This is a genomic window from Novosphingobium aquae (genome assembly GCF_037572715.1).
Lineage (GTDB): Bacteria > Pseudomonadota > Alphaproteobacteria > Sphingomonadales > Sphingomonadaceae > Novosphingobium > Novosphingobium aquae.
Genome location: NZ_JBBHJY010000007.1, coordinates 20,545 through 38,547 on the forward strand (window position 1 = coordinate 20,545; position 18,003 = coordinate 38,547).

Below are 18,003 nucleotides of genomic sequence, written 5' to 3' on the forward strand. Positions count from 1 at the left end.
CGGCTGCGCATGTCCTACATGCGCCCTATCTGGCATGATGCCGCCGATGGACAGTACGCCTCTCCCTATCGGCACGCGCCCAGCGCCCCCGCTCTTGAATGACGGCCGCGCCTTGGAAAGTGACACTTGCGCCGGAAAAGGTGACACTTTTGGCGCCAAGGTGACATTTTCTCTCAGGACTGTGTCCACTGTGTCCAGTCGATACGGTTTTCTGCGGCTTTCGCGCAGTCCCTTGACCCCCGGCCCCAGCTTCCTAAATGCAGTGCCATGTACATAGAAACCGAAACCACGCCGAACCCTGCGGTTCTGAAGTTCCTTCCGGGCCGCGAGGTCATGGCCGCCGGCACGCGTGACTTTGCCGAAGAGGAACAGGCCCAAGCTTCGCCGCTGGCCGCCGCGCTGTTTTCGCTCGGAGACGTTTCGGGGGTTTTCTATGGCCGCGATTTCGTTTCGGTCACCGCCGGCGAAGGCGTCAGCTGGTCGGCGCTCAAGCCGCAGGTGGTTGCGGTGCTGCTCGATCACTTCGTTTCCGGGGCGCCGCTGTTCAACGAGGCCGATGCCAGCGGCATCATGGTCCCGGCCGAGGATGACCTTTTCGGTGACGATCCCGGCACCGAGGATATCGTCGTGCAGATCCGCGAACTGATCGAAACCCGCGTCCGCCCCGCCGTGGCCAATGACGGCGGCGACATCATCTATCGCGGCTTCCGCGACGGCGTGGTTTTCCTTACCATGCAGGGCGCTTGTGCCGGTTGCCCCAGTTCGACCGCGACGCTCAAGCAGGGGATCGAAAGCCTGCTCAAGCATTACGTCCCCGAAGTCGTCGAAGTCCGCGCGGCGTGAGCGCTGCCTTGCCAGAAGCAGCGCTCGACCAGCTGTTTCGCAATGCCCGGACCTACAACCACTATCTCGACAAGCCGGTCGAGGGGCACGTGCTTGAGGCGATCTGGGATCTGGTGAAATTCGGCCCGACCTCGGCCAATTCGCTGCCCGCGCGGATCGTCTGGTGCGTCAGCGACGAGGCCAAGGGAAAGCTCGCGCCGCTGTGCAGCAGCACCAATGCCGACAAGGTGCGCAAGGCTCCGGTCACCGCGATCATCGGCATGGACGTCAACTTCCATGACAACCTGCCCGAATTCTTCCCGCACGCGCCGGCGATGAAGACGATGATGGATGGCCTTCCCGAACTTGCGCGCGAAATGATGGCGCTGCGCAATTCCTCGCTGCAAGGGGCCTATTTCATCATCGCTGCCCGCGCGCTCGGCCTCGATACAGGACCGATGTCGGGCTTCAACAATGCCGCCGTCGACGAAGCGTTCTTTGCCGATATGCCGGGAGTGAAGTCGAACTTCATCGCCACGCTGGGCTACGGCGAACCCGGAACACCGCATGCCCGCCTGCCGCGCCCCGATTTCGCGCGCTTCAATACCGTCGTCTGACCTTGCCGGCAGCGATGCGCACCCTGGTCATAGACTGTGCCACCGAGGCCTGTTCAGTCGCCATGTTTGACGGCGATGTGTTGGTGGCCGGCGACTGGCACCTGCTGGGCCGCGGCCATGCCGAGGCGCTGGTGCCGATGGTCGCCGCACTGCCCGGCAAGGGCCGCGCCGATCGGATCGCCGTATCGCTCGGACCCGGCAGTTTTACCGGACTGCGCGTCGGCCTCGCTGCCGCCCGGGCACTGGGGCTGGCGTGGAATTGCCCGGTGCTCGGCTATCCGACTCTGGCGCTTGTCGCTGCGCAGGCACTGGAAGCAAGCAAGACAGACGACGTTCTGGTCTGCATGACCGGCGGCCATGGCGAATTGTTCGTGCAAGGCTTTGATCGCAATTTGGTGACGACGGCGCCGCTGGCCTCGCTGGCACCCGCCCAAGCCGCCACGGCTGCGCAGTCGCTGGTTGCGGGAACCAGGGCCAGCGAACTGGTCCAACTGCGCGGATCTGGCGAGGCGCTGGCCATCCATCCCGACGCGCGCAGCTTTGGCCTGCTGGACCCCGCGCTGCTGACCAGCGACATCGCGCTGATCTATGGCCGCGCGCCCGATGCTCAGATCCCCGGCCAAAAGCCAAATCCCGAACAGCGGGGGGGACGAACGGGTCAGGTGGCAGGGCAAGCCGCGTGACCGACGACGTCGACCGCATCATGGCGGTGATGCAGGCCGCCTTCGACCCGCTTTATGGCGAGGCCTGGAACCGCCGGCAGGTCGAGGATGCCATGGTATTCGGGCACACACATTACCTCCTTGCCGGAACTGATGGCGAGGACTCGGCGGATGATGACGCCGTCGGTTTCTCGTTGTCGCGCTATGGGTTCGAGGAAGAGGAACTGCTGCTGTTCGCCGTCCATCCCGACCACCGCGGCAAGGGTATCGGCGCCCGCCTGCTTGCGCGCTTTGCCGAGACAGCAAAACGGCGCGGGGCGCGCCGCCTTCTGCTCGAAATGCGGCGCGGCAATCCTGCAGAGCGATTGTATCGCGGCTTCGGATTCGTCCAGATTGGCGAGCGGCCTAAGTATTATCGGCAAGGTAATGGCGAAAGTATCGATGCCCTTACGTTTTCCTGCCCCTTGGAGTGATTTAAATGCCTGTTTTGACTTGGGACAAGGCATTGGATTCGCAATTCCTAGATCAAAGCTTGAATCTCGCTGCCGTTCGGGACTAAACGCGGCGATGCAATGCCGGTTTAACGCGGCGCGCATGAATAAAAAAACCAGGGTCGCAAAAGAACAGGATACAGGAATGAATAACCCTGAAAATGATATGACGGAGACGCTGATTACGCTCACGTCCGACATTGTCGCAGCCCACGTCAGCAACAACAATGTTTCGCCGGATGAAGTCTCCGCGCTTATTACGAACGTTTACAAGGCCCTTGCCGGCCTGGGTACCGTCGAAGCGCCGGTCGTCGAAGCAGCCAAGCCCGCCGTTACGGCGCGCGCCTCGGTCAGGCCCAGCAAGGTGGTCTGCATGGATTGCGGCATGGAACTGCAGATGCTCAAGCGCCACCTGATGACGCACCACGGCATGACGGTCGATGATTACCGCGCCAAGTGGAACCTGGCGGCCGACCATCCGATGGTCGCCCCCAACTATGCCGAACGTCGCCGCGAACTGGCGAAGAAGATCGGCCTTGGCCGCAAGCCCGGCACCAAGATGCCGAAAAAGGTTGTCTCTCCGGATGCGCCGCCCGCCAAGCGCGGCCGCCCGAAGAAGGTCGCCTAACCAACTACCTGACCAGAACCGGTATCGCCGGTTGCACAAATGCCTCGCGGGACTAATATCCCGCGAGGCATTCTGTTTCGGAACATAACCCTTGCGCCAAGCAATCGACATCGAGGCCCTCTGCGCCGAACGCGGCCTGCGCATCACCGACCAGCGCCGGGTGATTGCCAAGGTGCTGTCCGAAAGTACTGACCACCCGGACGTGGACAAGCTGCACGAACGGGCTGTCGCCATAGATCCGGGCATTTCGATCGCCACGGTCTATCGCACCGTCCGCCTCTTCGAAGAGGCCGGCATCCTTGACCGGCACGATTTCGGCGATGGCCGCGCCCGCTATGAAGCTGCTCCTGAAGCGCACCACGATCACATGATCGACGTGGAAAGCGGCAAGGTCATCGAATTCGTCGATCCCGAACTCGAAGCGTTGCAGCGCCAGATTGCCGAAAAGCTCGGCTATCGTCTGGTCGATCACCGCATGGAACTATTCGGCGTCAAGCTGGTGCGCGAAGGCGGCGGAGCTTCGGGCGAAAGCTGATGGCGGCCGCGGTGCAGGCCTCGCGCCGCCGTTTCGGCCTGTTTGCGATCCTGCGCATCATCGTTCGCGTCTTTGCGATGGTGGTCCTGCTGCTGGCCTGCCTGCTGCCCTATTACCTTTTCGCCCTGCTCCGGCTGCGCAATCCGTGGCCCCGCACCTTTCTGGCCGGCATTTGCTGGATCGCCGGCGTGCAGATCAGGGTTTCGGGAGAACGGCCCAAAGGCAGCGCCTTCCTGATCGCCAATCATGTCAGCTGGATCGACATTCCGGCCATCGCCCAGGGCACCGGCAGCGCATTCGTCGGGCATGACGGCCTCGCCTCGGTGCCGCTGATCAAGCACCTCTGCGCGATGAACGACACTGTGTTCATCGCCCGCCACGACCGCGCCAGTGTGCACAGGCAGGTCGAGGACGTGCGGCGCGCGATCCGCGATACTGGCGCGCTGACCATCTTTCCGGAAGGAACGACCAGCGACGGAACCGGCCTGCTGCCGTTCAAGTCCTCGTTGCTTTCTGCGCTGGAACCCGTGCCCGAAAACGTGCGCGTGGTTCCGGTGCTGCTCGACTACGGCGCCGAAGCCGCGTCGCTCGCCTGGGTGGGGGAGGAGCACGGGGTGGACAATTTCCTGCGCATCCTGGCCCGCCGGCGCCCAGTGGTCGTGACCATGACCTTCTGCCAACCACTGTCAGGCGAACAGGTGCGCGACCGCAAGACCATGGCCGCAGCGGCGCGTGACGCGCTTTCGGCCAGCTTCAGGACAGCGGCTGCCTGAGCGGCGATCTCACCACCCGCGCCTCTTCATTTCGCCGCCGAATTGCCGTAAGCGCCGCCGCTATGTCCTCAACCTCGCCCCCCCGCACTTACCGCGTCAAAAGCTTCGGCTGCCAGATGAACGTCTATGACGGCGAGCGCATGGCCGAACTGCTCGCCGATCAGGGCATTGCGCCGGCTCCCGAGGGCGAGGAAGCGGACCTCGTGGTGCTCAACACCTGCCACATCCGCGAGCGGGCGGTCGACAAGGTCTATTCAGACATCGGTCGGCTGGTGAAGAACTGGAAGCGCGAAGATGGTTCGGCGCCGCTGATCGCCGTCGCTGGCTGCGTCGCTCAGGCCGAGGGCGAGGAGATTATGAAGCGCGCGCCGGCCGTGTCGATGGTCGTCGGCCCGCAGGCCTATCACCGCCTGCCCGGCATGATCGCCGAGGCCGTGGAAGGCCGCCGCGCGGTCGATACCGACATGCCGGCCGAGATGAAGTTCGATTCACTCCCCGCCCGGCGCAAGGTGGGGCCGAGCGCCTTCCTCACCGTGCAGGAAGGCTGCGACAAGTTCTGCACCTATTGCGTGGTGCCCTATACCCGCGGCGCGGAAGTTTCCCGCCTGTTCAAGGACCTGATCGAGGAAGCGGCAAGACTGGTCGATGCCGGTGCGCGCGAGATCACCCTGCTGGGCCAGAACGTCAACGCATGGTCCGGCGAAGATGCCGCTGGCCGCGCGGTCGGCCTCGATGGCCTCGCAAGAGAGCTGTCCAAATACCCGGACCTGCACCGAATTCGCTACACCACCAGCCATCCCAACGACATGACCGACGGCCTGATCGCCGCGCATGGCGAGTTGAATAAGCTGATGCCGTTCCTCCACCTGCCGGTGCAGTCGGGCAGCGACCGCGTGCTGAAAGCGATGAACCGCAGCCACTCGCGGGACAGTTACCTCAAGATCCTCGACCGCGTCCGCGCGGTGCGGCCGGACATGGCATTGTCCGGCGACTTCATCGTCGGCTTCCCGGGCGAAACCGACGCGGAATTCGAAGAGACGCTGAGCCTGATTGATGCCGTCGGCTATGCCCAGTGCTTCAGTTTCAAGTATTCACCGCGCCCGGGAACCCCTGCCGCGACGATGGACGGACAGATTGCGCCCGAAGTCATGGACGATCGGCTCCAGCGCCTGCAAGCGGCGGTCAACCGCGATCAAATGGCGTTCAACAAGGCTTCGGTCGGCAAGAAGTGTAAAGTCCTCGTCGAACGGCGCGGCAAGCTGGAAGGACAGCGGCTGGGCAAGACGCCCTGGCTGCAATCGGCCCATTTCACCGGCCACGCGGCGATCGGCGATCTCGTCGATGTCGAATTGACCGAAGCGGGAGCCAATTCGCTGTCGGCGCGCCTGCTGCATCCTGCACTCGCCTGAGCAGTTTTCCACCGTCACCCGTCGCAGCACGGCTTGCGCCCGGGTTTGCTTGGCCTATCTTGATCGCAGTCGGGCCGCTGCCCTGCGGCCCCATCGTGAAAGGAGCGCATGGCCCGCAAAGCTGCACGTGCCCACAATGTGGCGCAAATCAGGCCCGAACCACCTCAGCGTGCCCGGGCCGAACTGGAATTCGATGAACCAGCCGTTCTCGGCGCGTTGTTCGGACAATTCGATGCCAACCTGGTCCAACTGGAAAACAGGCTCGGCGTGTTCATCTCAGCTCGCGGCAACCGCATCCAGATCGAAGGCAGGAGCGACGACGTGGCTCGCGCGCGCGATGTTCTTCGCGGACTTCACCAGCGACTTTTGCAAGGACATGACATTGATGCCGGCGCTGTTGAATCCCTGATCGCCATGTCTGCCGAACCCACGCTAGACGGCATCGTCTCGAAGGAACTCGAAAACCCTTCGGTGATGATCCGAACCCGCAAGAAAACCATCGTCCCGCGGTCGACCACCCAGATCGAATATATGCAGGCGCTGGCGCGTGAAGACATCATCTTCGCGCTGGGCCCGGCGGGTACCGGCAAGACCTATGTCGCCGTGGCCCAGGCGGTCAGTCAGCTTATGGCCGGTTCGGTGCAGCGGCTGATCCTTTCGCGACCGGCGGTCGAAGCCGGCGAGCGGCTGGGCTTCCTGCCTGGCGACATGAAGGAGAAGGTCGATCCCTATCTCCGCCCGCTCTACGATGCGCTCAATGATTGCATGCCGCCTGAACAGGTCGAGCGCCGCATCGCCAGCGGCGAGATCGAGATTGCGCCGATCGCCTTCATGCGCGGCCGCACGCTCGCCGATGCCTTCGTCATCCTCGACGAGGCGCAGAACACCACGCCGGCGCAGATGAAAATGTTCCTCACCCGTTTTGGCCAGAACAGCCGCATGGTGATCTGCGGAGATCCCAAGCAGGTCGACATTCCCGGCGGACCGCAAATGAGCGGATTGAAGGACGCGGTAGACCGGCTGGAAGGCATAGAAGGCATTGCCACCGTCCGCTTCTCCGCCGCCGACGTCGTGCGCCACCCGATCGTCGGGCGGATCGTTGAGGCTTACGAGGGCAAGGACGGATGAAATCCATCGACAGGCTCAGGAGGAGCGGAGGTTTCGCAAAACCCGCTAAGGCTGAGCTTGTCGAAGCCCCCGCGCTCGCCTAGCCCCGCGTCATGGATCTCGAAATCGATATCGACGCCCCTTGGCCGGGCACGCCTGACTGGGCCGACCTAGCTTTTCAGGCGGCAGAGGCGGCCGCAACAGTCGCCCCCGAGCTCGGCAATGTGCGCCTGACCACTAGCCTGTTGTTCACGTCCGACGCCGAAGTCCACGTGCTCAACCGCGAATGGCGGGCCAAGGACAAGCCGACCAACGTGCTGTCATTCCCGATGATCGAACGCGACGACCTGCTCGATCTCGCCCCTGACGGTCCGCCCGAAATGCTCGGCGACATCGCGCTCGCGCATGAGACCTGCGCGCGGGAGGCGGCGGACAAAGGCGTGCCGCTCGAACATCACGCCGCGCATCTGCTGGTTCACGGGCTGCTGCATCTTGCCGGCTTCGATCATGAAAATTCGAGCGAGGATGCCACCAAAATGGAAGCGCTCGAAACAAAGGCGCTTGCACTGATGGGCATTGCCGACCCATATTGCGGTTGAACGAAACGCAAGTGCTAGCGATTCTCAAAAGCCAGCGATTCTGAGGGACTGCTTCCAGCAATGGCCGACCATAATTCCGGAGACGCGGACAGTAGACGCTCGCTGCTGGGCAGCCTGCGCGCCATGCTGGGCATGAACAAGGACCAGAGCCTGCGCTCGCAGCTCGAAGACGCGATCGACGAGCATGAGGAAGACACCTCGCCCTCGCCCGCCGGGGACCTTTCCCCGATCGAGCGGCAGATGATGCGCAACCTGCTGCATTTTTCCGAACACGATGCCGATGACGTGGCGATCCCCCGGCGCGAGATTGTCGCCGTGCCCACCTCTCTCACCTGGGACGAACTGGTCGCTGCCTTCGCCGAACACGGCCACAGCCGTATGCCGGTCTACCGCGAAACCCTCGACGAGGTGAAGGGCATGATCCACATCAAGGACGTGTTTCCGTTCCTCGCCGGGGCCAAGGCGCCGCCGAAGGATTGGACCACGCTGATGCGCCAGCCCCTATTCGTGCCGCAATCGCGCAACGCCATCGACGTGCTGGCCGACATGCGCGCCAGCCGCACGCACCTCGCCGTGGTGTTCAACGAATATTCGGGCACCGAAGGCATCGTCACGATCGAAGACCTCGTCGAGGAGATCGTCGGCGACATCGAAGACGAGCATGACGACGCCCCGACCGACCTGTTCGTTCCGCTTGAACACGGCATGTGGGAAGTCGACGCCGGGGCTGAACTCGAGGACGTGGGCGAACGGATCGACCCGCGCCTTGGCGAAGTGGAAGAAGATGTCGATACATTGGGCGGACTGGCCTCCCTGCTCGCCGAGCAAGTGCCGCCGGTGGGCGCCATGCTTGACCATTCGAGCGGCTGGCGGCTGGAAGTGATCGCCGGCAATGAACGCCACGTCACGCGGCTGCGTCTGCACCCGCCGGTGAATCACACCGCTACGAGCGAAGACGGCTAAGCGACCATGCGCCGCCTTCCCCCACTCCGCGCGCTTGAAGCGTTCCTGCGTGTCGTGCGCCAGGGCTCGGCCAAGGCCGCCGCAAGCGAGCTCGGCCTAAGCCCCTCGGCTCTGTCGCGGCGCTTGCAGGCGCTGGAGGAATTCCTCGGCAAGAAGCTGTTCCTGCGCCAGCATCAGGCGCTCAAGCTGACCGAGGAAGGCCAAGCCTTCTACGAAGTCGTCAGCCCGCTGATCGAAGACCTCGCCGAAGCCGTCGAGGCGCAGATCGATACCGGCAAGCTGCTGCGCCTGCACCTTGGCACGCCTTCGCTGTTTGCCGAGCAGCGTCTGTTCCCGCGCCTACTGGAACTGCGCAAGCTGCATCCGCGCCTGCACATCGATATCGACACCGGCCCGCACCTTGACGCGCGACTGGGCGACACGCTCGACGCGGCGATTGTCGTGGCTGGGGCGCCTGACGACGCGCTCTATTCGGTGCGGCTCGACCATAACAAGGTCTATGCCTTCACTTCGCGGGCGCTGGCGGAGGAACTGGGCACCAATCCCGACGCCGCCAAACTTTCGCGCCAGACCTTCCTGATCCACAACGAGCTGCCCGACAGTTTTACCGCGTGGAAGGAAGCTCTGGGCCTGACCAGGCTGGAACCCGCAGCGATCGACCATTTCGATTCGGGTCAGCTGATCCTTGAAGCGGCGGCGCAAGGCCTCGGCATTGCCATCATGCACGATGACCATTTCCGCCGCTCGGGTGACCAGCGACTGGCGCGGCTCTATGATGTCGAGGTGGAAAGCCCCTATTCCTACTGGTTCGTCTGCCGCCCGCGCGCACTGGATGCGCGGCCTGTGCGGCTGTTCCACGACTGGCTTGTCGGCGCCGGTATCTGACGGCGCTTACGGAGCTTTAACGAAGAACAGCGCCTTGCCATCGCCGGGAACTTCCCGCCAACGCGATGGCGCGGCGCGCAGGTCCGCCACCAACCGCTTGGCGTCATTTGGCGCGATCAGCCACGCATCGGGACGGAAGCGCGCCTCGATTTCGGCCAGCCCAGCCTCGCCGCCGAAGGTGCGGTTGTAGAGGCGCCATTCGTCCTCGCTGAAGCGGTAATAGCGGCCGTCGTAGAGCGACTGCCACTTGCGCCCTGTCTCATCCGCGATGATGCCGCCGAAGTAGGAATTGGCGAAGATGCGGCCACCTTGCGGCAGGGCCCTGAGCTGGGAGATGGCGCCTTCTGGCGCGAGTGGCCATATCGCGACCGGGGTCTTGAGCACGGCCAGTGCCGCCAATGCGGCGAAACCGGCAGAGAAGCCCCAGCCCTCATGCCGTCCCTGCGGTTCAACTTTCTCACGAACCGCCAGCAGCGGTGCCAGCGCAATCGCCCATGGCAGCATGAACCGCGCCCAGACAAAGCTGAGGGCCAGAAATGCCAGCGCGCCCAGCGCCACGCCCCAGTCGATCCGCTGCCAATTAAACGCGATCATCGCCAGCACGCCCGCATGGAGAGTGAGCAGCAACGGATGCAGGTCGCGCGCGCCGGGGTCGCTCACTGGCAGCCATTCAGTCGCCGCCATGAAGACGCTCATCTTCTGGTTGGCGAGACTGACCGCCAATACGTCGAAGCCAGCTGGCGTGGCAAACTGAGCGGCGGCGGCGATGGCAGCGAGCGCAGTTTCAGGCAGCGGAATGGCCGACAAGTCCCGCGAACGCAGCGCCGATAGCCAGCCCGGAACCGCGCGCGCCCCCAAGTAGACCGCCGCGATCATCACCGATGGGTGCATGTTCTGCCACAGCACCAGTACCGCCGCTCCACCAGCGAGTTGCCACGCCAGCTTGCCGCGCCACGTCAGGATCCACAGCAAGAGGCCGAAGCCCAGCACCGACCAGCTCTGCGGGCGCAGCGAGAGGAAGGAAAGTGCTATGCCGCAAGCGAGGACCAGCGCCGCAGCGGTGGTCACCATGCCCGCCCCGCGCCGTCTTGCGGCGAGGCCAGCGAAGAAAAACCCGCCGGCACACAGCGCTGCGTCAAATACCTGCACCGCGCGCCAGTCGCCCAGTCGGCGGACCAGCGCGAGGATCACTTGCCCCAGCGCGGAAAGCGGCGGCGTGGGCGTGCCGGCATAGGTCGGGGCCAGCACCTCGCGGGTGATTGGTCCGCCAGCCTGCAGCGCCAGGTCCCCCAGCGCTGCCTGCCAGTAGATATCGGAATCGTTGATTTCGCGCTGGAGAAGCAACCAGCCCAGCAAAAGCGGCACCGCGATCCACGCCGCCCCGGTCAGGGCCTCGCCGATCGTGCGCCGCTCAGCGGAACCGGGCGCCCCCCGCGCCAAGTTCCCGTCAGCCTTCGCTTACGGTCGCCTTGATGATCTTGCCCGGCTCGCGCGGCGGCTCGCCCTTGGGCAGCGCGTCAACGTTTTCCATGCCTTCGACGACCTGGCCCCAGACCGTGTACTGGCGGTCAAGGAAGCTGGCATCGTCAAAGCAGATGAAGAACTGGCTGTTGGCCGAGTGCGGTGCGCTGGTGCGCGCCATCGAGCAGACGCCGCGCACGTGCGGTTCGGCGTTGAATTCGGCCTGCAGGTCGGGCTTGTCCGAACCGCCCATGCCGGTGCCATTGGGGCAGCCGCCCTGCGCCATGAACCCGGGAATCACGCGGTGGAACTTCACGCCGTCGTAGAAACCTTCGCCGGCCAGTTCCTTGATGCGGGCAACGTGGCCCGGCGCAAGGTCAGGCCGCAGCTTGATCTTCACGTCACCGGTGTCGAGCGAGAGGGTGAGATATTCTTCGGCCATTTGCGTAGTCTCCAGTAATTTCGGGCACGATATAGGGTGCCGGGAAATAAAGTCACGCCCCTGCGGTTGCTGGTGTTGCAATTGGTTTCGAGTCGCCTAGACCGAGCCGCATGACTCCCGAGGATCGCGACATTTCCGTGTTGATCGAACCTGCCGAATTGGCCGGTGTCGGTGCTGGCGACGCGCAGGAATCGAACACCCTCGACGAGGATAACCGGCTCAAGCCCGCTTTCGTTCGCAAGGTGCGCGAAGCACTGGAAGCGGGCGAGCGCGATGTGGTCTACGACCTTGTCGAACCGCTGCACCCCGCCGACATCGCCGACCTGTTCGAACTGGTCGATGCCGATGAACGCGGCGCGCTGGCGCGGGCAATTTCCGACCAGATGAGCCCGGAGGTCTTCGCCGAGCTCAACGACCACGTCCGTGAACTGATCGTCGAGGACCTGCCAGCCGATCAAGTCGCCGACATCGCCGAACAGCTCGAAACCGACGACGCCGTCGCCATGATCGAGGATCTCGACGAGGAGGACCGCGAGGCCGTCCTTGCCGAGATGGAGCCCGAGGATCGCGCTGCGATCGAATCGGCGCTCGCCTACCCCGAGGAGTCGGCCGGCCGCCTGATGAGCCGCGACTTCATCGCGGCGCCCGAACACATGCGCGTCGGCGACCTCATCGATTACCTGCGCGAACGGCCCAACCTTGCCACCGAATTCTGGGAAGTGTTCATCGTGGATGCGCGCCACCACCCGGTCGGCACGTGCTCGCTGAGCTGGATCCTGCGCAGCCCGCGCACTGTTGCCCTGTCCGACGTGATGAAGCGCGATCAGACGCTGATCGACGTCGGCATGGACCAGGAAGAGGTCGCGCTGCGCTTTCAGAAATACGCGCTGATTTCCGCCGCCGTGGTCGATGTTAGCGGTCGGCTGGTGGGCCAGATCACCGTCGATGACGTGGTGCACATCATTCAGGAAGAAGCGGGCGAAGACGCGCTGCTGCTGTCGGGCGCCGGCGATGGCGACATCAACGAGCCGATCCGCGATTCCTATTTCGCCCGTGTGCGCTGGCTGATCGCCAACCTTGTCACGGCGCTGCTCAGCGCAACGATCATTTCCAGCTTCGGCGGTGCAATCGAGAAGCTGGTTGCGCTGGCCGCGCTGTCACCGATGGTCGCCTCGATCGGCGGCAATGCCGGCACGCAGACCATGGCCGTCACCGTCCGCGCGCTGGCGACCAACCAGCTGACCCGAACCAACACCCGCCGCATCCTGTGGCGCGAAATGCGCGTCGCCATGCTCAACGGCGCGACGGTCGCCACGCTAATCGGCTGTGCGACATGGGCTTTCTTCGGCAACCCGTTGCTGGGCGGCGTGATTGCGACGGCCGTCATCCTCAACATTCTCACCGCCGGGATCGCGGGCCTTGTCGTCCCCGTCCTCCTCGATCGCTTCGATCAGGACCCCGCCGTGGCCAGTTCTGTCTTCGTGACGATGATCACCGATTCGATGGGCTTCTTCGCCTTCCTCGGCCTTGCCGTTGCCAGCGGACTGGTCGGCTGATGGCGCTGTCGATAACCAAGGTCGCCTATGGCGCGCAGTCGCTCGAGGAAATCGGCGAGTGGTTCACCGGGCGCGGCGATGAAGTGTACCTGACCACACGCTACCTGCCCAAGCGACATGAAGAGATCGTGGGCGGCGGTTCACTGTTCTGGATCTTCAAGCACCAGCTGGTCGCGCGTTCACCGATCCTGCGCTTCGAGGAAGCTGCCGACGGCCGCACCAACATCGTCATCGCCGCAAAGATGATCCCGGTCCACCCCCGCCCCAAGCGCGCCCATCAGGGCTGGCGCTACCTCGCCGAGAGCGACGCCCCGCGCGACATTGCCGATGGCGAGGACAGCGGTGATCTGATGCCGTCGAAGCTGGCGGGCGATCTGGCGCGGCTGGGATTGGTCTAGCGCGCCAGCCACCACCGCAGCAACTGGTGCGCGATTGCGGCGACCGGCGGCGCGATGAACAGGGCATCCGGATCACCCGCCATCGCGGCCTCAACCTCGGGCCGGCTGAACCAGCGCGCTTCTTCGAGTTCATTGACGTCGATGGTGATCGCCGTGCCTTCCGCAATCGCGTGGCAACCGATCATCAGCGAGGATGGAAACGGCCAGGGCTGGCTGGCGACATAGGTCACATCGCGCACGGTCACCCCCGCTTCCTCAAGCACTTCGCGGGCGACCGCTTCCTCGACCGTCTCGCCCGGCTCGACAAAGCCGGCAAGCGCTGAAAATCGCCCGGCAGGAAAGCGTGGCTGGCGGCCAAGCAGCAGCGCGCCGTCATGCTCGACCAGCATGATCGTCACTGGATCGGTGCGCGGGAAGTGTTCGGCGGGGCACGCCGTGCAATTGCGCTGCCAGCCACCCTTTGTCAGGACGGTCGCCCCGCCGCACTGCGCGCAGAAGCGGTGCCGCGCGTGCCAGCCGACGAGCGCGCGGGCGACGCCATATGCCGCGAGGTCTTCGCTGGAGACAGCCGCCAGCGCTTGCCACAAGCGCGGGTTCGGCGGACCGACATTGGCGATGGCTGGAACCGGCGCAAAGCATGCACGGCCATCCTCGATGCCGAGGAACACCAGTTCGCCTTCTGGGTCAGCCTCGGCAAGGCTGGTCCAGACCAGTTCGCCGTCTGCTGTCAGCGCCGGGTCGAGGCCACCCATGCCAAGCAGCCTCGCATGGTGCGTCATCAACGCGGCCAGCGCCTGAGGATCACCGCGCAAATGATCGGCGCGGTCAATGCGGCAGCCGGAAAACGCGATATCGAGCTTCATCAGGCAGCCTTCTTGGTCAGCATCGGGGCGACGTCCAGCCTCGCGGCGGCGAGGAATTCCTTTTGCAGCGGGTAGATCTCAGGCGGCATGAACTGCGCGAACAGCGCCGCGCGCAGCCCGATGCGGCGCTGGACGAAGAACAGCGTCCCCGCTGCGCCCGACCAGCCGAACATGCCCGCGTCATCGCCCAGACCCACGCGCCCGCCCGCGCCATAGCCCGCGCTTTCGATGCCCGTACCCTTGGTCGCCGCGCCCGCCGGCAGCAGATTCGACACCGCTAGCCGCACCGCCGCCGGGTCGATCACCTTCTTGCCGTCCAGCTTGCCGTCATTGACCAGCACTTGCGCGAACCGGTCAAAATCGCGCGGGCTGGAAACGAGGCCCGCACCGCCGAATTCAAAGGCCGGCGCATCAAGAAACACCGACTTCGCGCCCGGATCGATCGGCAGCGGCATATTGCCGAGCACGCCGTAATTTGTCGTCAGCCGCCCCGCGTCCGCCTCGCGCACGCGGAAGCCAGTGCTGGTCATGCCGAGCGGCACGAAAATCCGTTCCTGCATCAGGCGCGACAGCGGCTTGCCGGTCATTTCCTGAAGCATCAGGCCAAGAATATCGAGGCTCATCGAATAGCGGAACTGCACCCCCGGATCGAACATCAGAGGCACTTCGGACGCGCGGCGTAGAAATTCCTTCGGTCCGGGAGTGGGCGTGGGCGAGGTCACACCCGGGATGATCTGCCGAGACACCGCCCCCGGCACCACGCCTCGCCGGGTCAGCTCAAGGCTCACCGCATCGCGCCCGATACCGCCATAGCCAAAGCCCGAGGTATGGGTGAGCAGGTGGCGCACGGTGATCGGCTTATCGGTCGGCCGCAGCGGCGCACCCGCCTTGCCGCCGTCCTGCACCTTCATAGCGGCAAAGGCGGGGAATACGTCGGCCAGCCGGGTATCGAGCGACAGCTTGCGCTCGGTAATCAGCATCGCCGTCAGCAGACCGGTAACCGGCTTAGTCATCGAATATATTCGGTAGAGGCTGTCGAGACCCACGGCAGCCGCATCGCCAAAAGCCTGACTGCCCAGCAGCAGCGACCGCGGCGGCGCGCTGCCCCAGCCGAAAGTTGCGACCACGCCTGGCAGCTTCTTTTCGGCCACATAGCGCCGGATCAGATCGGCCACCTGCGGCCAGTCTGCCGCAACATCGCTCGCAAGCGCCGCCGATGCAGCGCGGGCAAGGCCGGGATGCGCGAGCAGCAGGCTGGCAAGGCTACCGCCTAGGAAGGCGCGGCGCGAAGGGTCGGCGAAGGGCATCGGCACGTCAGTCATCTCTCCGCAGCGCCAGCGCCAGCCGCGCCGCCTTGGCAAACAGCGTGGGCAGCCCCGCCTCGTCAAGGCGCGTGACCGGCCACCATTCGCCATCGTCATTTGCCGTTCTAGCGTGAACGCTGCCCGAATAAAGCCTCAGCGACAGGGACAGGTGGAAATGGGTGAAGGTGTGCTCGACTTGCCCGGCGGCCTGCCATTCCCCGGCGAGCGGAGGTTCGCCATTTCCGTCAGCCCGCGCGTTCCAGCCATCGTCAGGCAGCGCGCGCATTCCGCCAAGCATCCCCTTGTCTGCACGGCGCATAAGCCAGACCTCGCCATCACGCTCAATCCAGAACGCAGTGCCGCCGCGCTGCGGCTTGGCCTTCTTCGCTGGCTTCACCGGATAGCGCTCGGGAGCCTCTTTGCCCCGACAGGCGGCGCTCAGCGGGCAGAGCAGGCAGTGCGGGCTGCGCGAGGTGCAGATGGCCGAGCCGAGGTCCATCATGGCCTGCGCAAAGTCGCCCGAGCGATCGTCCGGCGTGATATGATCCGCCGCATCGCGGATTGCTTTGCGGCCTGCGGGGAGCGGCGTGTCGATGGCGAACAACCGTGCGACCACGCGCTCGACATTGGCGTCGATCACCACGGCACGGCGGCCAAAGGCGATCGCGGCGACGGCAGCGGCGGTATAGTCGCCCAGCCCCGGCAGAGCGCGCAGTTCGGCCTCTGTATCGGGGAAAGCTCCGCCGCGCGCCGCAATGGCCCGGGCGCAGGCCAGCAGGTTTCGGGCGCGCGCGTAGTACCCCAGGCCGGCCCATGCGCTCATCACATCGGCATCGTCCGCCGCTGCGAGGTCCATCACGGTCGGCCAGCGCTGGGTGAACTTCGCGAAATAGGCTTGCACCGCCGCAACCGTGGTCTGTTGCAGCATGACTTCGGACAGCCAGACTCTGTAGGGATCCGGCGCGGGCAATCCCGGCGGCGCGCGCCACGGCAGGCTTCGGGCGTGGTTGTCATACCAGCCGAGCAGGCGTTCCGGAATTTCCTGCACACTGGCGTCCATCGGCTCGCTATGGCATGGCGCGAGGCGCAATGGAACGGGATGACGACAGCAAGGGCGGCAAGCCCAAGAAGGGCGGCCAAAAGGCGAGCTCCAAGGCCGGGGCCAAGGCCAACGACGGCCTTGGCCAGCGCCGGTATGAACGCCCGCGCGGCGGGGCGGCGCGCGCGGTGGCTGATCTCATGCCCGATATAGGTCGCACCGCCTTCCGCCGCTTCGGCTTCGTGCAATCGAGCGTCGTCACCCGCTGGCCCGAGATTGTCGGCGCCCGCCACGCCCGCGTCTGCATGCCCGAGGCGATCCGTTTCCCCCCCGGTGAAAAGAGCGAGGGCATCCTCGACCTTGTCGTTGTCGCTGCCCATGCGCCAATGATCCAGCACGTGGTGCCCGAGATCATCGACCGGGTGAACCGCTTCTTCGGCTATAATGCCGTGGTCCGCGTCAAGCTTCGGCAAGGTGCGGTTAAGCCGCCGCCTGCTGGAGAAAAACCGTCCGCTCCGCCCAGTCTGAAGCCCATTCCGATGGAACTGGGCGAAAGCCTGCGCGATATCGGCGATCCGGAACTGCGCACCGTGCTCGAATCACTGGCGCGCAGCATCGATGCCCGATCTGACAATGGAAAAGCCTGAATGACCGTCCTTCGTGCCGCTCTTCTCCTCCTCACCGCTACCGCCTCGATCGGCGCGGGCAAGCCCAGCCCGAAGCTTGGGCCAAAGGCACCAGCCAACTGGACCGCAACCGTCGTTCGCACGTCGGGCGAGGCGCACCTGCTCGGCAACCCCGCGGCGAAGGTCAAGCTGATCGAATATGTCAGCTACACCTGCTCGCACTGCGCCGATTTCGAGATTCAGGCCGGAAGCGAACTGGCGCTGGGCTTCATCAAGCCCGGCACCGGATCGCTGGAACTGCGCCCCTATTTTCGCAACCCGATCGACATTGCCGCTACCCTGATGGCCTATTGCGGCCCGCCCAGCCGCTTCATGGGCAACCACGCCGCCTTGCTGCGCGGGCAAAAAGGCTGGCTGACCCCGGTGACCAACGCGCAGATGCGCCGCTGGCAGACCGGCACATTCGCCAGCCAGATGCAGGCCGTGGCCAACGACCTCAAGCTCTACGACCTGTTCATCAGGCGTGGCTACAACCGCATCGAACTGGAACGCTGCCTCACCAACGAACCACTGGCACGCCGCATCGCGTCGGAAAACCGGACGGCGGAATCCGTCATTGGCATCCAGGGCACGCCCAGCTTCGTGCTCAACGACCGGCTGATCGACGCGGGCGACTGGCGTTCGCTGCGCCCCTACCTCGCCGCTGCCACGCGCTGAATTCCTGTCTGCACCGGCTGTGGACACATATGGGGGCAGGCGAGACTTGCCCCTTCCCTTAAATCCGCCGTTTGCTAGCCTACATGGCCCATATCCAAGGATGCTG

At 64.7% G+C, this 18,003-nt stretch carries 21 protein-coding genes; 16 read left to right on the forward strand and 5 right to left on the reverse strand.

Features of this window, described 5'->3' with window-relative positions; genetic code table 11:
• The first annotated feature begins 267 nt into the window (after positions 1 to 267).
• The 12 genes from WG900_RS13555 to WG900_RS13610 all read left to right on the forward strand — a co-directional run bounded on the left by WG900_RS13555 (position 268) and on the right by WG900_RS13610 (position 9,491).
• Positions 268 to 843, forward strand: a complete 576-nt coding sequence (locus WG900_RS13555) for a NifU family protein (protein ID WP_339967796.1) — start codon at positions 268 to 270, stop codon at positions 841 to 843.
• Entirely contained in the window at positions 840 to 1,439 is a 600-nt protein-coding gene (locus WG900_RS13560) for a malonic semialdehyde reductase (RefSeq protein ID WP_339967798.1), read from the forward strand. Before WG900_RS13555 ends, WG900_RS13560 begins: the two co-directional genes overlap by 4 nt.
• Before the next feature lie 14 nt (positions 1,440 to 1,453).
• Positions 1,454 to 2,122, forward strand: coding sequence for a tRNA (adenosine(37)-N6)-threonylcarbamoyltransferase complex dimerization subunit type 1 TsaB (gene tsaB / locus WG900_RS13565; RefSeq protein WP_339967800.1), 669 nt, complete (start codon positions 1,454 to 1,456; stop codon positions 2,120 to 2,122).
• Entirely contained in the window at positions 2,119 to 2,574 is a 456-nt protein-coding gene (locus tag WG900_RS13570; protein WP_339967801.1) for a GNAT family N-acetyltransferase, read from the forward strand. Before tsaB ends, WG900_RS13570 begins: the two co-directional genes overlap by 4 nt.
• 163 nt (positions 2,575 to 2,737) lie before the next feature.
• Positions 2,738 to 3,220, forward strand: coding sequence for a Ros/MucR family transcriptional regulator (locus WG900_RS13575; protein WP_339967802.1), 483 nt, complete (start codon positions 2,738 to 2,740; stop codon positions 3,218 to 3,220).
• Between the two features lie 91 nt (positions 3,221 to 3,311).
• Positions 3,312 to 3,755: a Fur family transcriptional regulator gene (locus tag WG900_RS13580; protein WP_339967803.1), complete on the forward strand. Its 444-nt coding sequence runs from the start codon at positions 3,312 to 3,314 to the stop codon at positions 3,753 to 3,755.
• Complete coding sequence (locus WG900_RS13585; RefSeq protein WP_339967804.1) at positions 3,755 to 4,528, forward strand: lysophospholipid acyltransferase family protein; 774 nt, start codon at positions 3,755 to 3,757, stop codon at positions 4,526 to 4,528. Before WG900_RS13580 ends, WG900_RS13585 begins: the two co-directional genes overlap by 1 nt.
• Positions 4,529 to 4,590: 62 nt before the next feature.
• Complete coding sequence (gene miaB, locus WG900_RS13590; protein WP_339967805.1) at positions 4,591 to 5,937, forward strand: tRNA (N6-isopentenyl adenosine(37)-C2)-methylthiotransferase MiaB; 1,347 nt, start codon at positions 4,591 to 4,593, stop codon at positions 5,935 to 5,937.
• 108 nt (positions 5,938 to 6,045) lie between these two features.
• Entirely contained in the window at positions 6,046 to 7,065 is a 1,020-nt protein-coding gene (locus WG900_RS13595) for a PhoH family protein (protein ID WP_339967806.1), read from the forward strand.
• A 92-nt stretch (positions 7,066 to 7,157) separates the two neighbouring features.
• On the forward strand, positions 7,158 to 7,643 hold the full coding sequence (gene ybeY, locus WG900_RS13600) for an rRNA maturation RNase YbeY (RefSeq protein ID WP_339967808.1): 486 nt from the start codon (positions 7,158 to 7,160) through the stop codon (positions 7,641 to 7,643).
• Between the two features lie 60 nt (positions 7,644 to 7,703).
• Positions 7,704 to 8,606 (forward strand): hemolysin family protein, encoded by a 903-nt coding sequence (locus WG900_RS13605; protein ID WP_339967809.1) that lies wholly within the window; start codon positions 7,704 to 7,706, stop codon positions 8,604 to 8,606.
• Positions 8,607 to 8,612: 6 nt separating this feature from the next.
• The gene (locus WG900_RS13610) at positions 8,613 to 9,491 is read left to right on the forward strand and encodes a LysR substrate-binding domain-containing protein (RefSeq protein ID WP_339967810.1); all 879 of its coding nucleotides are present in this window, start codon (positions 8,613 to 8,615) and stop codon (positions 9,489 to 9,491) included.
• A 6-nt stretch (positions 9,492 to 9,497) separates the two neighbouring features.
• On the opposite strand, the gene WG900_RS13615 is transcribed toward WG900_RS13610, so the two are convergent.
• Both WG900_RS13615 and WG900_RS13620 read right to left on the reverse strand, forming a co-directional pair.
• Positions 9,498 to 10,931, reverse strand: coding sequence for a hypothetical protein (locus WG900_RS13615; RefSeq protein WP_339967811.1), 1,434 nt, complete (start codon positions 10,929 to 10,931; stop codon positions 9,498 to 9,500).
• A 7-nt stretch (positions 10,932 to 10,938) separates the two neighbouring features.
• The gene (locus WG900_RS13620) at positions 10,939 to 11,394 is read right to left on the reverse strand and encodes a peptidylprolyl isomerase (protein WP_339967812.1); all 456 of its coding nucleotides are present in this window, start codon (positions 11,392 to 11,394) and stop codon (positions 10,939 to 10,941) included.
• 110 nt (positions 11,395 to 11,504) lie between these two features.
• On the opposite strand from WG900_RS13620, the gene mgtE reads away from it, so the two are divergent.
• The gene (gene mgtE, locus WG900_RS13625) at positions 11,505 to 12,950 is read left to right on the forward strand and encodes a magnesium transporter (protein ID WP_339967813.1); all 1,446 of its coding nucleotides are present in this window, start codon (positions 11,505 to 11,507) and stop codon (positions 12,948 to 12,950) included.
• Positions 12,950 to 13,348: a DUF1489 family protein gene (locus WG900_RS13630; RefSeq protein WP_339967814.1), complete on the forward strand. Its 399-nt coding sequence runs from the start codon at positions 12,950 to 12,952 to the stop codon at positions 13,346 to 13,348. Before mgtE ends, WG900_RS13630 begins: the two co-directional genes overlap by 1 nt.
• Here WG900_RS13630 and nudC read toward each other — a convergent pair.
• From nudC to WG900_RS13645, 3 genes are read right to left on the reverse strand one after another with little or no spacing between them, the layout of a single operon-like run.
• Entirely contained in the window at positions 13,345 to 14,211 is an 867-nt protein-coding gene (gene nudC, locus WG900_RS13635; protein ID WP_339967815.1) for an NAD(+) diphosphatase, read from the reverse strand. The genes WG900_RS13630 and nudC overlap by 4 nt on opposite strands.
• Complete coding sequence (locus tag WG900_RS13640; RefSeq protein WP_339967816.1) at positions 14,211 to 15,533, reverse strand: serine hydrolase domain-containing protein; 1,323 nt, start codon at positions 15,531 to 15,533, stop codon at positions 14,211 to 14,213. The genes nudC and WG900_RS13640 overlap by 1 nt, the downstream gene beginning before the upstream one ends.
• Positions 15,526 to 16,575 (reverse strand): A/G-specific adenine glycosylase, encoded by a 1,050-nt coding sequence (locus WG900_RS13645; RefSeq protein WP_339967817.1) that lies wholly within the window; start codon positions 16,573 to 16,575, stop codon positions 15,526 to 15,528. Before WG900_RS13645 ends, WG900_RS13640 begins: the two co-directional genes overlap by 8 nt.
• 14 nt (positions 16,576 to 16,589) lie before the next feature.
• On the opposite strand from WG900_RS13645, the gene WG900_RS13650 reads away from it, so the two are divergent.
• Together WG900_RS13650 and WG900_RS13655 are read left to right on the forward strand one after the other, a co-directional pair.
• Positions 16,590 to 17,201, forward strand: a complete 612-nt coding sequence (locus WG900_RS13650; RefSeq protein WP_339967818.1) for a DUF721 domain-containing protein — start codon at positions 16,590 to 16,592, stop codon at positions 17,199 to 17,201.
• Positions 17,202 to 17,897, forward strand: a complete 696-nt coding sequence (locus WG900_RS13655) for a thioredoxin domain-containing protein (RefSeq protein WP_339967820.1) — start codon at positions 17,202 to 17,204, stop codon at positions 17,895 to 17,897. It begins immediately after the preceding gene.
• Positions 17,898 to 18,003 lie beyond the last annotated feature (106 nt).